We start from the raw sequence: 12,171 nt of genomic DNA, 5'->3' as shown, positions 1-12,171 counted from the left end.
AATCAGGTGCACAATAGAAAAGGCCAGCTACGGGAGCTGGCCTAAAAACTGTCAACCTATATTAGGACGAGACAAAAGTAATGCCTACTTTTACCGCAAAAAATCTTGCCTACTTCGGAAAAACCATCCCTATAGCGTTTTGATAACCTAGTTGCAACAACTGCAAATATTGCTTTTGCAACTATTTCCCCTTGTTTTTATTTATGTTTTTTTTGACAACGCCCACAAAATAGTGTCTAAGATTAAGTGTAGGTCACTACATAACGAGAGTTTCCATCCAGAGATAAGCTTGGTGTTTCAGGGGGTTTAAGATGGGTATATTCGAGCATTATCAGCAGCGCTACGAGAAGAAACTCGAGGAAGAATTTACACTTCAAGAGTTTCTGGATCTTTGCAAAAAGGATCGTACAGCATACGCATCGGCCGCAGAACGATTGCTCATCGCAATCGGTGAACCGCAAGTGATCGATACGTCAAAAATTCCGGTGTTAAGTCGACTCTTTTCTAACCGAGTTATTTCCCAGTATCCAGCCTTTAAAGATTTCTATGGTATGGAAGAGTCTATAGAGCAGATTGTGTCCTATTTACGCCACTCTGCTCAAGGACTGGAAGAATCGAAACAGATCCTCTATTTACTCGGCCCGGTAGGTGGCGGTAAATCCTCATTAGCGGAAAAACTGAAAGCATTGATGCAACAAGTGCCGGTATATGTGTTGACGGCAAATGGCGAAAGAAGTCCTGTCAACGATCACCCATTTTGCCTGTTTGACCCTGAAGAGGATGGCAAATTGCTACAAGAGGAATATCAGATCCCATTGCGCTATCTGAAGACCATCATGTCACCTTGGGCAGTAAAACGTCTGCACGAGTTTGGTGGCGATATTTCTAAGTTTCGAGTAGTAAAAGTTTATCCTTCGGTACTCGATCAAGTTGCGATTGCCAAAACTGAGCCAGGTGATGAAAACAACCAGGATATCTCCTCTTTAGTGGGTAAAGTCGATATCCGCAAACTAGAACATTTTGCACAAAATGATGCGGATGCTTATGCCTATTCCGGAGCGCTATGCCGGGCCAATCAGGGGTTGATGGAATTCGTCGAAATGTTTAAAGCCCCCATCAAGGTACTACATCCATTGCTGACGGCAACGCAGGAAGGCAATTATAACGGTACCGAAGGGTTATCAGCCCTGCCCTTTAGCGGCATTATTCTGGCTCACTCAAACGAGTCTGAATGGAGTGCGTTTCGTAATAATAAGAACAATGAGGCATTTCTCGATCGTGTTTATATCGTCAAAGTACCTTATTGTCTGCGGGTTTCTGAAGAGATCCATATCTACGAAAAACTGATCACTAACTCTGAACTGGCACATGCCCCATGCGCACCTGGCACATTGGAGACGCTGGCACAATTCAGTGTGCTTTCTAGGATTAAATCTCCAGAGAATTCATCGATTTACTCTAAGATGAGGGTATATAACGGTGAGAGTCTCAAAGACACTGATCCTAAGGCAAAGTCCTATCAGGAATACCGGGACTATGCTGGCGTCGATGAAGGGATGGAAGGTTTGTCAACGCGTTTTGCCTTTAAGATCTTGTCCAAGGTGTTTAACTTTGACAGAACTGAAATCGCGGCTAACCCGGTACATCTGTTCTACGTGCTGGAAAAGCAGATTGAGCAAGAGCAATTCCCGACAGATACGGCCGATAAGTATCTGGAATTCCTCAAAGGTTATTTGATCCCGAAATATGTCGAATTCATTGGCAAAGAAATTCAGACGGCGTATTTGGAATCCTATTCTGAATACGGTCAAAACATCTTCGACCGTTATGTTATCTACGCCGATTTCTGGATCCAGGATCAGGAATACCGCGATCCCGAAACCGGACAGCTGTTTGACCGTGCATCACTGAATGCTGAGCTTGAGAAAATCGAGAAACCAGCAGGGATCAGTAATCCCAAAGATTTCCGTAACGAGATTGTCAATTTTGTATTGCGTGCCAGAGCCAACAACGATGGTAACAATCCGAACTGGACCAGTTACGAAAAACTTCGCACAGTCATTGAGAAGAAAATGTTCTCAAATACTGAAGATCTGCTGCCAGTTATTTCCTTCAACACTAAAACGTCGACCGAAGATCAACGTAAGCACGATGACTTTGTCAGTCGGATGATGGAGAAAGGCTACACCAAGAAGCAGGTACGTCTGTTATCTGAATGGTACCTGAGGGTAAGAAAATCCTCGTAGTCCGGTGGCGAGGCCGGCATACCGGCCTCGATTCTTACTTTGGGAGGTGCTTATGGCGAATTTCATCGACCGGCGGTTAAATGCCAAAGGCAAGAGTACGGTTAACCGCCAACGTTTTATCAACCGCTATAAACAGCAGATAAAAAAGGCGGTTAGCGATGCGGTAACGCGTAGAAGCGTTACTGACATCGATAAAGGCGAAAAGATCAGTATTCCGACAAGGGACATCAGCGAACCGATATTCCATCAGGGTCAAGGGGGTGTACGTGAACGGGTACATCCAGGCAACGACCAGTTTAGTCGCGGCGATAAAATTGAGCGGCCACCTGCTGGCGGAAGCGGTGGCAGCGGTGCCGGTGATGCATCAGATAGTGGTGAAGGTCAGGACGATTTTGTATTTCAGATCTCCAAGGATGAGTATCTGGAACTTTTGTTTGAAGACCTGGAGTTACCCAACCTACAAAAAAATCGCCTCAATAAATTGGTGGAGTATGAAACCTATCGGGCAGGTTATACCACCGATGGAGTGCCGACTAATATCAATATAGTACGCTCACTGCGCTCGTCTTTGGCACGCCGCACAGCAATGACTGCGGGTAAAAAACGAGAGCTTAAAGCACTGGAGCAGGAGTTAGATGAGCTGCAGAACACCGCCGGAGCGAGTGCCGACCGGATCATGGCGCTCAAGCTACAAATTGAAGAGTTGAAGCAGAAAATTAAAAAAGTACCGTTTATCGATACGTTTGATTTGCGCTTCAATAACTTTGCTAAACGCGAAGTGCCAACAAGCCAAGCGGTGATGTTCTGTCTGATGGATGTTTCTGGCTCAATGGATCAGGCCACCAAGGATATGGCAAAACGCTTCTATATTCTGTTGTATCTGTTTCTAACCCGCACTTATAAAAATCTAGAAGTGGTCTATATCCGCCACCATACCCAGGCAAAAGAAGTCGACGAACATGAGTTCTTTTATTCACAGGAAACTGGCGGCACCATTGTCTCCAGCGCGTTAAAGCTCATGCATGAAATCCAGCAAAAGCGTTACCCTGCGGATGAATGGAATATCTATGCTGCGCAAGCATCAGACGGCGATAACTGGGCAGATGACTCGCCTTTATGCCATCAGTTACTTGAGAAGCAAATCCTGCCATTTGTACGCTACTTTTCGTACATTGAAATTACCAACCGGGCACATCAGACGTTGTGGAGGGAATACGAACAACTTACTGAAAAATACGACAATATGGCAGTCAGAAACATTCGTCAGGTAGAAGATATCTACCCGGTATTTCGCGAACTGTTCAAGAAGCAAGCAGTATAAGGAGGCTTTATGGCAAAAACCAAGTTACGTCGTCAGCCACTTAGTGATGGCCCGGAATGGACCTTTGAACTGCTTGAAACGTATGAAAAAGAGATTGCCAGAGTCGCGGAGCATTATCGGCTGGATACCTACCCCAATCAGATTGAAATCATCACGGCTGAGCAGATGATGGATGCTTATGCGAGTGTTGGCATGCCGATTGGTTACACCCATTGGTCATTCGGCAAGCGCTTTATCGAAACTGAACAGGGCTATAAGCGTGGGCAAATGGGATTGGCCTATGAGATTGTCATTAACTCAGATCCCTGCATTGCTTACCTGATGGAAGAAAACACCATCACCATGCAGGCGTTGGTGATTGCGCATGCCTGTTACGGACACAACAGTTTCTTCAAAAATAACTATCTGTTTAAAACCTGGACAGATGCCAGTTCGATTATTGATTATCTGGTATTTGCCAAAAACTACATCAGCCAATGTGAACGTAAATATGGCGTTGAGGAGGTCGAGACCATTATCGATTCCTGTCACGCGCTGATGAATTATGGGGTCGATCGTTATAAACGGCCTGCCCACATCTCATTTAAAGAAGAACAGCAGCGGCAACATGAACGTGAAGCTTATCTGCAGAGTCAGGTGAATGATCTCTGGCGTACCATTCCCACCAAGCCAGCGGAGCAAAAACTGGCGGGGAATAAACGTTTTCCGCCAGAACCACAGGAAAACATTCTTTATTTTATTGAGAAAAAAGCACCATTGCTGGAACCGTGGCAACGTGAAGTGGTGCGGATTGTGCGCAAACTTGGTCAGTACTTCTACCCGCAACGCCAAACACAGGTAATGAACGAAGGCTGGGCAACATTCTGGCACTACACCTTACTTAATCATCTTTATGATGAAGGGTTGTTAACTGATCGCTTCATGTTGGAGTTTTTACAAAGTCACACTAATGTTGTGGCTCAACCCGCTTACAACAGTCCGTATTACAGTGGCATCAATCCGTATGCTTTGGGCTTTAACATGTTTTGTGATATTCGCCGGATCTGTGAACATCCCACAGAAGAAGATCATCGCTGGTTCCCAGATATCGCCGGCAGTGACTGGCTGGAGACCCTGCATTTTGCAATGCAGAACTTTAAGGATGAGAGTTTTATCAGCCAATATCTGTCACCTAATCTTATCCGCAAGTTTAAGCTGTTCAGTGTTCTCGACGACGAGCGTCAGGAATATCTGAGTATTTCAGCCATTCACAATGACCAAGGATATAAGGAAATTCGCCAGATCCTGTCGTCACAATACAACCTGTCAAATAACGAACCCAATGTTCAGGTGTACAATGTCAACGTCAATGGGGATCGCTCTCTGACGTTGCGATATGTTCCGAATCGTGGCATTCCGTTGGCCAAAAGCAGTGCTGAGGTGCTTAAGCATCTGCATAGGCTTTGGGGATTCGACGTGATACTTGAACAGATGGACGACGATGGCGACGTGAGAATTATTGCGGCATGTCCAGAGAAAAATGCGGCCGCATAACATCCCAGCTGTAAAATGAACAAGACCGCCTGATGGCGGTCTTGTTCAATCGGGAAGCCGAGACAATTATTGATTATCTTGCGCGATTTCTAGCGGCATCGCATCTCGCATTTTCTGCCACATAATCCCACTATCTTTGCCGTAGCCGCGCATCAGTTCAGGGACCTCTGCGAAACGGCCGGCACGGGCTAATTTTTCCAGATTCAGATAAAAGTCCAACGCGAGTTTTCGAGACTCAGCACTACCAAAATAATAACGCCCTACTCGGCCATAAAGACCTTTGAAACCGTTAAGGATCAGCACGTACAACGGATTGCCCGATGAAAATGCCAGCGTATGGTGCAACTTATAATCAAAATCGGTATACGCTGCGGCATCGTCCGTCAAATCATGCGCCTTAGCCAACGTGTCAATGGCAACATTCGGGTTATTACGCAAGGCACCGCGGAAATAAATGGTGCTGATGTTAGTGCGCGCCGATAACAGCTGATCCACTAGAACCGGGAAGCCTGACGGATTCAGATCTGCAATAGTTTCCAAAATATTGAGACCTGAAGTTTCCCAAAAATTATTCACTTTGGTTGGCTTACCATGTTGAATAGTTAGCCAGCCATCACGAGCTAAACGTTGCAAAACTTCACGTAACGTCGTGCGGGTAACACCGATGAGTTCTGACAACTCACGTTCAGCAGGAAGAATAGAACCTGGTGGAAATTTATTTTCCCAAATCGAGCGAACTATATATTTCTCTGCAAAGCTTGCAGGCCCTTTGGCATTGATGATCATCAGCCCAATTTTCCAGTGGTGACAGTGATTTTGGAAACTGATCATACCAGAGACAAAAAAAATGAAAACCTTCAAACTATCGACTACCGCTATCAGTCACTATCCGGTAGCCCCGCCGCGGCACTTAATTATAAAATCAACTGCCCAGCTCCCATTTTTACTATCGGATACCTCAATTTTAAGTCTGAATTCAGACTGGTCATGACAATACTCTAGGGTTTGCGCTAGACTGAGCCATTCACAAATCCAACAATTTTTATAACGTCTTATAACAACTTGAGAGAGGGTAACCATGCCAATGCCATTAAGTCAGGCTTTCATGGGCAACTTCTTGGGGAACTCGCCCAAGTGGTACAAGCTTGCGATTCTGTGTTTTTTAATTATCAATCCGATTCTGTTCAGTATTCATCCCTTCCTTGCTGGTTGGTTGTTGGTTGCCGAATTTATCTTTACGCTGGCGATGGCTTTAAAATGTTATCCGCTGCAACCTGGTGGTCTGCTTGCCATTGAAGCGGTAATCATTGGCATGACCAGTCCGAGTCAAGTGTTACATGAGTTGGAAGCCAACCTCGAAGTATTGCTGTTATTGATCTTTATGGTTGCGGGCATCTACTTCATGAAGCAGTTATTGCTTTATGCCTTTACTAAGATGATCACAAAAGTGCGCTCCAAAATCGCAGTTTCGTTGATGTTCTGTCTGGCGTCCGCATTTCTTTCGGCATTTTTGGATGCGTTGACGGTAATTGCAGTGATTATTGCGGTCGCTGTCGGCTTTTACTCGATTTATCACAAAGTGGCTTCTGGCAAAGATTTCAGCGACGACCATGACCACACTGATGATGGTGACGGACAGTTAAATGCCGAAGAGTTGGAGAACTTCCGTGGATTCTTGCGTAATCTGCTGATGCATGCGGGTGTTGGTACGGCATTAGGGGGGGTTTGTACTATGGTTGGGGAACCGCAAAACCTGATCATCGCAGCTCAGGCCAACTGGCAATTTTCCGAGTTTGCCCTGCGCATGTCACCGGTTACTGTACCCGTGCTGCTGATGGGTATCCTCACTTGTTTGATCGTCGAGAAATTCCATCTATTTGGTTATGGCGCAAAACTGCCAGATGCAGTGCATCGTATCCTGGTGGATTTTGCCAATCACGAAGATGAAAGCCGTACCACAAAAGACAACATCAAGCTGGTCATTCAAGCTTTAGTGGGTGTCTGGCTGATTGTTGGTTTGGCATTCCATCTGGCGTCTGTGGGTCTCATCGGATTGTCGGTGATTATTTTCACCACATCCTTTAACGGCATTACTGATGAACACGCATTGGGTAATGCCTTTAAAGAAGCATTGCCATTTACCGCACTATTGGCCGTCTTTTTCTCGGTGGTTGGTGTGATTATTGATCAACATTTGTTTGCCCCGGTAATTCACTGGGCACTGAGCTATCAAGACAATAAACAGCTGGTTATTTTTTATATTGCTAACGGCTTGTTGTCGATGGTCAGTGATAACGTGTTTGTCGGAACGGTTTACATCAACGAAGTTAAAGCCGCGCTGATCGATAACCAAATCACTCGCGATCAGTTTGATCTGTTAGCCGTGGCCATCAATACCGGGACGAACCTGCCATCTGTCGCTACACCAAACGGACAAGCCGCGTTCCTGTTCTTGTTAACTTCAGCCTTAGCGCCGTTAATTCGTTTGTCCTACGGACGCATGGTCTGGATGGCACTGCCCTACACTATCGTCCTGTCTGTTGTCGGGATTCTGTCAATTGAAACGGGATTTTTACAGGAAGCCACGCAGTATTTTTACGATTCACATATGATCTTGCATCACAGCATGCAAGAGGTCATCAAAAACGCCGCAGAACATGGCGTGCACTGATTTTTATTGATGTCTTTTGACTGAACCAAGCCGATTCAGTAAAGTCTAAAAAGCGCCTATGGATGTCTGGGCGCTTTTTCTTTGGAGCATCAAACTTGATTTCATTACAAAAATTCGCCCATTCGCGTCTAAGTTGGCTGGTTCTACTGTTAAGTGCGGTTGCCCTAGAGTTATCGGCGCTGTTTTTTCAATATGGGATGAAACTAGATCCCTGTGTAATGTGTGTCTACCAACGCGTTGCCGTTTTGGGCCTTGCTGCTGCCGGGATTGTCGGCCTGGTAATGCCGTCTTTCCGATTAATCAGAGTTATTGCGGCCATTATCTGGGGAATTAGTGCTGGGTGGGGGTTAAAACTAGCGATAGAACTTAACGATATCCAACAGGATCCCTCCCCGTTTGCGACTTGCTCCTTTATGCCGGATTTTCCGAAATGGTTGCAATTGCACGAGTGGTTTCCATCAGTATTTATGCCAACAGGTATGTGTACTGATATTCCCTGGACGTTTCTGGGCGTCACCATGGCGCAATGGATGATAGTGGTGTTTGCGACCTATCTGTTTGCCTTAGCTATTTATATTTTGCCAATTCTGCGCCGCCCCCATTACTAATACCTTAAGCAGGAAGGTTCTCGTCTTCCTGCTTAATCAATATCCTGTAAGGGCCAGATCACGATATAATCTTCCAGCTCTCTGACTCGGGTTTCACTGACAATTTTACCCTTTACCGACATTCCCATTTTGTGCATCTGCTTTTTATTCCCGGTTAACAACGGATGCCAACTGGGCAATGATCTGCCGAGGTATAAACGCCGATATGCACAACTGTCAGGTAACCAGTCAAGCGAAGCAATATTTTGTGGGGTTACTGCAGTGCACTGTGGCACCAGCTCAAAACGCTGTGAATAGTGGCTACAGCGACAATCTTTATCTGACAACAACTTGCACGCCACATTGGTGTAGTACAACTTGTCTGTTTCATCATCAATTATCTTGTTAAGACAACACTTACCACAGCCATCACACAGCTGTTCCCATTCGTCAGTTGTCATCTCTTCGAGGGTTTTAGATAACCAAAAAGGCATTTCAAATATACCTGTCTTCGGCCAATGAACGATCAGTCAATCTGTAGCGCTTTAATCTTTTCAGAAAGATGTGCCACGGCCAACACGACATAATCATCATGCTGTAACTTCTTCAAGGCCATGTAATTGTCATATATGAGGTACTGTCTCCCATTAACGCCATCAGGCATGATCAAAGACACCTTCATATCTTTACGTTGGGGTAACGCTTTGCCATCGTATCGCTTAACACCCAGCGCTTGCCATTCGCTAAAACTCGTTTGATATTGCGTACCCACCAGTGATGATTTTAGCTGTTTCGGTGCTCTTACCTGACGACCCCATGTTTGGCTGACATCCCAGTTGTAGGATTTTAAACAGTTAGCGGCGGTGGCAAAGATATCTAGCGGATTGTTCCAGATATCGACTTTGCCATCATTATCGCCATCAGCGCCACAGTCACGATAATCGGATGCAGACAAATGTAGTTGCCCTAGCGCACCATCACTGTCACTTAATAGCTGTTCCGCAGTATTTTGCTTGTTATCAATTAACGATAACGCAGTTAAAAAATCCCTCTGGTATATTTTGGCATCATCTTGATGTTCATATGCCAGTGAAGCAGTAACCGAGAGTATCGGATAGGAAGCCACACGCTGACCGTAATCCGATGCCATGCCCCACCAAGCCAAAACAAACCTCGGTTGCACCTTATATTTTTCCGCCAGTGCTTTATATTCAGCCTTATGTGCACTGTAGATTTTCTGGCCAGATAACGCTCTTTCTTCAGTCGCCGCTGCTGGCAAATACGTTTCCAACGAACGGACATTTTTTTTAGTAGAGGCTTCAGCACGCTTAAATAATTTTATATGGGCGAATTCCGTTTTGATGGTTTCAGCACTTATGCCAGCATCCTCAGCCTGCTTTTTAAGAAATGACAGATAAGTTTGGAAATCTGCGGTACTGGCCTGAACCGTTGCAGACAGAGCCAAACTTGACCCAAAAAATAGTTGCTGAAGGCGTCCCATAGAAAGTCCTTTATTCCGTTTTTGTTCCCACCGTTTTTTGTTCTAAGTATTCAGTTAACAGATTAACCTGAGGCGGCGGTAATTGCAGATAATACCCCTTTTCCTGCAACTCTACTCTTACCTTATTGATATCCGCCAGCCCCAAATGCTGACGTCTTTCAATAGGCAATAACATCACCAATTGCGGCTGCCCAAAGACCTCCATTAATGCAGCAGGGACATCGTCAAATTTATCTTTCTGTTTGATAAATAAGTAGGTATCAGCTTTTCGTCTGCTTTTATATACAGCACAGATCATAAGAACACCAAATTCCAGGGTTATAACTTGCCAGTAAAATGGCCACACTATAACATGGATGGCCATTATACGTTGTATGTTCGTGAGCTTAATGCTCGGATGCCGGAGAATTCCGCCAGGATGCAAAAACCAGCTCTGGAACTGAAAGGTTCCTCCTTCACACTCTCTGTTTTACATATCAATACTTCTGATCTTGTCTCGTTGCTTGAAGAACTTGATAAAAAATTGGCACAAGCGCCACAGTTTTTTATTAATGCGCCATTAGTCTTGAATTTCAGTGAAATTAACCAACAAGCTATCGATTTATCGGCGCTCAAACAGGCGATGCTCGACCGGCAACTGATCCTGATCGGGATTGCCGGCGCTGATGAACAACAGCAACAGCAGGCGAAGCAATTAGGTATCGCCCATCTAAAAATGGGAAAACATAATCCATTACCGCCCCCACCACCAAGAACCTGTAAAATCGTCAAACAGAATATTCGCTCCGGTCAGCAAATATATGCTAAAGACGGTGATTTGGTTATCTTTGGTGCGGTCAGCAATGGCGCAGAGGTTATTGCCGATGGTAGCATTCATATCTATGGCGCATTGCGTGGAAAAGCCATGGCAGGTGCTAAAGGTGATATAAATGCAGTGATTATTGCCAAATCACTGGATGCAGAACTGGTGTCAATTGCTGGTCAGTATTGGCTGGCAGAAAATCTTCTGCAACATGGCGCGAAAAAGAGTGGCTGTATCAGATTAGCTGGTGAATCATTAACTGTTGAAACACTGCCAGAATAAGGCAGATACAAGGGATATAACGACACATGGCACAAATTATTGTGGTCACTTCGGGAAAAGGGGGCGTGGGAAAAACCACCTCCAGCGCAGCGATTGCAACCGGTCTGGCACTCAAAGGCCATAAAACCGTAGTAATCGATTTTGATATCGGATTGCGTAATCTGGATTTAGTGATGGGGTGTGAACGACGAGTCGTCTATGACTTCGTCAACGTTATCAATGGCGAAGCCAATCTCAATCAGGCACTCATCAAAGATAAACGCTGTGACAAACTGTATATATTGCCCGCCTCACAGACCCGCGATAAAGATGCACTCACCAAAGAAGGTGTTGGAAAAGTGCTGGAAGATCTGGCAAAAGACTTCGAATTTATCTTATGTGATTCGCCAGCGGGTATCGAAACCGGTGCAATGATGGCGTTATATTTTGCAGATACGGCCATCGTAACCACCAATCCTGAAGTCAGCTCAGTGCGTGACTCTGACCGCATTTTAGGGATGCTGCAGAGTCGTAGTCGCCGAGCAGAAGAGAACCTCGAACCAATTAAAGAGTACCTGTTGTTGACACGATATTCGCCAGCACGGGTGAAAACCGGTGAGATGTTGAGCGTCGAAGATGTTCAGGAAATTCTGGCCATTGAGTTATTAGGCGTGATCCCTGAATCTCAGGCAGTGCTTAAAGCATCTAACTCAGGTGTGCCAGTGATTGTTGATGAGGAGAGCGATGCTGGTCAGGCCTATAATGATACTGTCAGCCGCTTACTTGGCGAAGATATTCCTTTGCGCTTCACGATTGAAGAGAAGAAAGGATTTCTCAAACGAATATTTGGGTAGCGAATTATGTCTTTACTTGACTATTTTAAAAGCAGCAAGAAAAGCAATACTGCAGCCACCGCCAAAGAAAGGTTGCAGATCATTGTCGCCCATCAGCGGTCTCAACGGGATACTCCCGATTATTTGCCGTTGATGAAACAGGAAATTATTCAGGTGATCCGTAAATATGTACCTATTTCAGAAGAACAGGTATCGGTGCAGTTGGATCAAAATGACGATAATCTTTCCGTGTTGGAACTTAACGTTACTCTCCCCGACCATTGATGCCGTCAATGTGTCAAAAAAGGCGCCAGATGGCGCCTTTTTTATAATGAATGATTGTCCCGTCCTGAAATACGTTGACATAAAGAGGACTTCTTTATGGCGACATCAACTAACTCAAGCCGTAAGCGCAC

At 45.2% G+C, this 12,171-nt stretch carries 12 protein-coding genes; 8 read left to right on the top strand and 4 right to left on the bottom strand.

Annotated elements, in window-relative coordinates; translation table 11 throughout:
• The first annotated feature begins 311 nt into the window (after positions 1–311).
• From PY479_RS16970 to PY479_RS16960, 3 genes are read left to right on the top strand one after another with little or no spacing between them, the layout of a single operon-like run.
• Complete coding sequence (locus PY479_RS16970) at positions 312–2,246, top strand: PrkA family serine protein kinase (RefSeq protein WP_275484485.1); 1,935 nt, start codon at positions 312–314, stop codon at positions 2,244–2,246.
• A gap of 52 nt (positions 2,247–2,298) precedes the next feature.
• Complete coding sequence (locus PY479_RS16965; protein WP_212593573.1) at positions 2,299–3,567, top strand: YeaH/YhbH family protein; 1,269 nt, start codon at positions 2,299–2,301, stop codon at positions 3,565–3,567.
• 9 nt (positions 3,568–3,576) lie between these two features.
• Positions 3,577–5,100, top strand: coding sequence for a SpoVR family protein (locus PY479_RS16960; RefSeq protein WP_275484484.1), 1,524 nt, complete (start codon positions 3,577–3,579; stop codon positions 5,098–5,100).
• A gap of 66 nt (positions 5,101–5,166) precedes the next feature.
• On the opposite strand, the gene fadR is transcribed toward PY479_RS16960, so the two are convergent.
• Positions 5,167–5,886 (bottom strand): fatty acid metabolism transcriptional regulator FadR, encoded by a 720-nt coding sequence (fadR, locus tag PY479_RS16955; RefSeq protein WP_212593575.1) that lies wholly within the window; start codon positions 5,884–5,886, stop codon positions 5,167–5,169.
• A 292-nt stretch (positions 5,887–6,178) separates the two neighbouring features.
• Here fadR and nhaB point away from each other — a divergent pair, with 292 nt between their 5' ends.
• Positions 6,179–7,771 carry a sodium/proton antiporter NhaB gene (gene nhaB, locus PY479_RS16950; protein ID WP_212593576.1) on the top strand — a complete coding sequence of 531 codons (1,593 nt, stop codon included), beginning with the start codon at positions 6,179–6,181 and terminating at the stop codon, positions 7,769–7,771.
• A 95-nt stretch (positions 7,772–7,866) separates the two neighbouring features.
• Complete coding sequence (gene dsbB / locus PY479_RS16945) at positions 7,867–8,379, top strand: disulfide bond formation protein DsbB (protein WP_212593577.1); 513 nt, start codon at positions 7,867–7,869, stop codon at positions 8,377–8,379.
• A gap of 32 nt (positions 8,380–8,411) precedes the next feature.
• On the opposite strand, the gene PY479_RS16940 is transcribed toward dsbB, so the two are convergent.
• From PY479_RS16940 to PY479_RS16930, 3 genes are read right to left on the bottom strand one after another with little or no spacing between them, the layout of a single operon-like run.
• Positions 8,412–8,852: a YcgN family cysteine cluster protein gene (locus tag PY479_RS16940; protein WP_212593578.1), complete on the bottom strand. Its 441-nt coding sequence runs from the start codon at positions 8,850–8,852 to the stop codon at positions 8,412–8,414.
• A gap of 32 nt (positions 8,853–8,884) precedes the next feature.
• On the bottom strand, positions 8,885–9,859 hold the full coding sequence (locus PY479_RS16935) for a lytic murein transglycosylase (protein WP_275484483.1): 975 nt from the start codon (positions 9,857–9,859) through the stop codon (positions 8,885–8,887).
• A 10-nt stretch (positions 9,860–9,869) separates the two neighbouring features.
• On the bottom strand, positions 9,870–10,157 hold the full coding sequence (locus tag PY479_RS16930; protein ID WP_212596594.1) for a YcgL domain-containing protein: 288 nt from the start codon (positions 10,155–10,157) through the stop codon (positions 9,870–9,872).
• Between the two features lie 120 nt (positions 10,158–10,277).
• On the opposite strand from PY479_RS16930, the gene minC reads away from it, so the two are divergent.
• Genes minC through minE form a run of 3 tightly spaced genes read left to right on the top strand, consistent with a single transcriptional unit; the run spans position 10,278 to position 12,040 of the window.
• Complete coding sequence (gene minC, locus PY479_RS16925; RefSeq protein WP_275484482.1) at positions 10,278–10,943, top strand: septum site-determining protein MinC; 666 nt, start codon at positions 10,278–10,280, stop codon at positions 10,941–10,943.
• A gap of 26 nt (positions 10,944–10,969) precedes the next feature.
• Positions 10,970–11,776, top strand: a complete 807-nt coding sequence (minD, locus tag PY479_RS16920) for a septum site-determining protein MinD (protein WP_212593581.1) — start codon at positions 10,970–10,972, stop codon at positions 11,774–11,776.
• A gap of 6 nt (positions 11,777–11,782) precedes the next feature.
• Positions 11,783–12,040 carry a cell division topological specificity factor MinE gene (gene minE / locus PY479_RS16915; protein ID WP_212593582.1) on the top strand — a complete coding sequence of 86 codons (258 nt, stop codon included), beginning with the start codon at positions 11,783–11,785 and terminating at the stop codon, positions 12,038–12,040.
• The last annotated feature ends 131 nt before the right edge of the window (positions 12,041–12,171 follow it).

It is taken from the genome of Shewanella sp. A32 (assembly GCF_029167175.1).
In the GTDB taxonomy this organism is placed as follows: Bacteria; Pseudomonadota; Gammaproteobacteria; order Enterobacterales; family Shewanellaceae; genus Shewanella; species Shewanella yunxiaonensis.
This window is presented reverse-complemented; position numbering and strand designations above follow the sequence as displayed.